Raw genomic sequence first — 249 nt, 5'->3', positions numbered from 1 at the left:
CAGCAAGAAAGTGGACACCACCTCCGACACCACCTTCTTGAGGAGGTGGGGAGGGAAGAGGTCTGCCAGCAACCTGTCGTTGTAGTACATGTTGGGCACGCTGGAGTTGTGCATCGTGGAGATGTCATGGATCTCGTTGGAGAAGTTGGCCCTGGAGTCCGTTGTCGAGTTAGCGGCCATCTCTCGACGAGCTCTATATGGAGGCGCGTGAGCGCACGCGAGTTGCTAGTTACTCGGAAGAAGATGAAC

General features: G+C 55.8%; 1 protein-coding gene. It reads right to left on the bottom strand.

Features of this window, described 5'->3' with window-relative positions; all coding sequences use genetic code 11:
- Window positions 1–180, bottom strand: a 180-nt coding sequence (locus SM755_RS24025) for a hypothetical protein (protein ID WP_323174885.1), incomplete at its 3' end; no start/stop codon positions are given.
- Window positions 181–249 lie beyond the last annotated feature (69 nt).

Source organism: Natrialba sp. PRR66 (genome assembly GCF_034808065.1).
Taxonomy (GTDB): Archaea; Halobacteriota; Halobacteria; order Halobacteriales; family Natrialbaceae; genus Natrialba; species Natrialba aegyptia.
This window is presented reverse-complemented; position numbering and strand designations above follow the sequence as displayed.